General features: G+C 46.3%; 3 protein-coding genes. All 3 read right to left on the bottom strand.

Translation table 11 applies throughout. The annotated features are described in order from the left end of the window. Positions 1 to 39 precede the first annotated feature (39 nt). The 3 genes from tnpC to tnpA are packed head-to-tail and all read right to left on the bottom strand — an operon-like array spanning position 40 to position 2,302. Positions 40 to 1,572, bottom strand: coding sequence for an IS66 family transposase (gene tnpC, locus GMA8713_RS25340; RefSeq protein WP_062715407.1), 1,533 nt, complete (start codon positions 1,570 to 1,572; stop codon positions 40 to 42). A 59-nt stretch (positions 1,573 to 1,631) separates the two neighbouring features. After that, positions 1,632 to 1,985, bottom strand: a complete 354-nt coding sequence (gene tnpB, locus GMA8713_RS25335; protein WP_062715405.1) for an IS66 family insertion sequence element accessory protein TnpB — start codon at positions 1,983 to 1,985, stop codon at positions 1,632 to 1,634. Then, positions 1,982 to 2,302, bottom strand: coding sequence for an IS66 family insertion sequence element accessory protein TnpA (tnpA, locus tag GMA8713_RS25330; RefSeq protein ID WP_062715403.1), 321 nt, complete (start codon positions 2,300 to 2,302; stop codon positions 1,982 to 1,984). The genes tnpB and tnpA overlap by 4 nt, the downstream gene beginning before the upstream one ends. Positions 2,303 to 2,590: the final 288 nt, after the last annotated feature.

Raw genomic sequence — 2,590 nt, 5'->3', positions numbered from 1 at the left:
ATAGCGTATCGTATGCGCCCCATGATCCCACGGGGCGTTTTAGTATGAGAAGTTCCAAGGAAGCAGTGAGTTGATATCAGGCTCTGGCTTTGCCAGTTCTTTCATACATTTGACCATGTAATCGTAGAGTATCAGTCCGTTCGCTTTCGCCGTCTCGATGATGCTATACAGCAAAGCACTCGCATCAGCACCAAGTGGATTCGTCGAGAATAACCAATTTTTTCTGCCAATGACCAGCGATTTGATTGCGCGTTCCGCTCGGTTGTTGTCGATAGATAAATGCCCATCTTCAACATAGCGTATCAGCTTAGGCCACTGACCCAAGGTGTACTTGATGGCTTTACCAAGAGGACTCGATTCGATGACTTTCTGCGTGGTTAACCAGTCATAGAAGTCATCCAACATCGGTTTAGCCTGCGCTTGTCTTTCTGCCCAACGCTCTTCGACCGAAGCCAGTTTTAATCGAGATTCAAGTGCGTACAACTTTTGGATTTTGGCTAACGCCACATCCGCTTTACCTGTTTTACCCTTGCCCTGAAGCTTCTTCGCTTCCATGAACTTACGACGTGCATGAGCGAAGCAACCGACATTGGTGACGTTGGTTAATCCATCATAAGCCGCGTAACCATCACTTTGCAGATAGCCTGAGTAATCACCCAAGAAGTTCACGGGGCACACTCTCGCGCGACTGTTTTGATAGTCGAACAAGACGATATTTTTCATGTCAGGGAGTTTATCTTCAGGGGAGTCGGCTCCCGAGAAGTACAACCACATGTAACATTGCTTGTCTTCCTTGAGCACATTGAGCGGCGTTTCATCGGCCTGAACCACCACTTGTTCGAGTAAGTGAGCCTTCAGTGCCTGATAAAGCGGTTTGAACTTTTCACTCACCTGGATTACCCACCTTGCCATGGTCGTTCTCGATAACTCGATACCTGATTGGGTGAACAAGGTTTCCTGACGATACAGCGGAAGCGCATACTGATATTTGCCTAAAATAATGTTGGCAAGCAGACTTTCGGTAGCGAAGCTTTTGGGGATGATACTTATCGGTGCGGGTTGTTGGTGAATGTGGCTTTTTTCAGCCTGTTGTTCACACTGACGACAGGCGTATTTCGGGCGAACGACTTCCAATACTTTTAGGACGGCGGGCGTGAACTCCAGCTTTTCACTGCGGTCTTCGCCGATTTTATGCAGAGCGTGTTGGCAGCATGAGCACTGCTTGTCGTGCTCATCTAGGTCAAGTACGAGTGTTTCACGCGGTAAGTCTTTAGGCAGCGGTTGACGTTTACCACGACGTTTAATGGTCGTCGTTGTGGTGGTGATAACCTCATCTTCCACTTTCGCTGCTTCACATTCCGCCTCATTAAAGAGGTCACCTTGCGCTTCATTATAAGGCTTTAACGCTTCCGAGCGTTTGGCGAATTGACGGTCAAGGGCCAGTTTAAACTGTTCAATTAAGGATTGGCGCTCTTGTTGCCACTCTTTTTTCTCCGACATCAACGCTTTCACCATAGCTTTAAGCTCGGCGATGTCTTGGCTTTCTGGGTTAATATCGGGCGTCTTTTTCATGGCATTGATTATACTAAAAACACCACGTCAAGGCTTGGTATAACTGACTTTTATCGAGATTAACTCATTGTAAAATTGTCTATTTTTATCGGGTTATGGCCGATTATCGTGAAGCCAGATAACAGTCTATCTAAGTCAAATTGAGTCAGGGTGTAGACCTGTTTTTTCTCTTGAGTGGGCCATTTGAATTTGGCTTTTTCGAGCCGTTTGTACCACAGGGCGAAGCCCGTTTTATCCCAGTACAACACTTTGACTTTGTCGCGTTGTTTATTGGTAAACAGGAAAAGTGCGCCTGTACCTAGCGGCAAATCGGTTTCTGACTCGATAATCGCCGCTAGGCCATTGATGGATTTTCTAAAGTCCACGAACTCTCGATACAGGTAAACATTCGGGGCGCTCAACATTCGTTTCATGACAGTGCTCCGATTAACTCTGCCAGATACGAGGCAGGTGTACCCTGTGGAATGCTGAGTTCAGCGTCATTAATAAATAATGTCATGTTGGCGACGGGTGTTTGAGTTACTTGGTAGCGAGTCGTTTTTTCGATAACTTCTGCTTTGATAAAGCCACCAGTTTGAGATTGCCCAAAGCACTGCAATTGTTGACGCTTTGCATAAAAGGTCGAAAGACTCAGACTATGGCGCTCGCAGAAAACACGCTGGGATAGTTGACTGGATTGGTATTGCTCGAACAAGGTTTGCCATTCTTGGTTGGTGCGTCGTTTTGCCATTTCAGATCTCCTTGAGGTTGGAGATTTGATCTTATGGCGGACTGAGGTTGATTAGAATGCGGTGTTTATGATGCGCTTACCTTATACCAAAACAACTTGAAGCTGCAGGTAGGCGGCAAGTAAGTTCATCCCCATGCGCATAGATAAACTATGTGATTGGGGTGAACGAACGTAGCCAACACCGCTGCAGCTTCAAGAAGGAAGGGTATAGTTCGCTATGTTGGCTTTTTAAAACAGTGCGTTAAGTTTTTCCCTAATGCTCTCAGTACATCTCTGCGCGTAATAATG

The sequence above is a fragment of the Grimontia marina genome (assembly GCF_900060185.1).
Taxonomy (GTDB): domain Bacteria; phylum Pseudomonadota; class Gammaproteobacteria; order Enterobacterales; family Vibrionaceae; genus Enterovibrio; species Enterovibrio marinus.
This window is presented reverse-complemented; position numbering and strand designations above follow the sequence as displayed.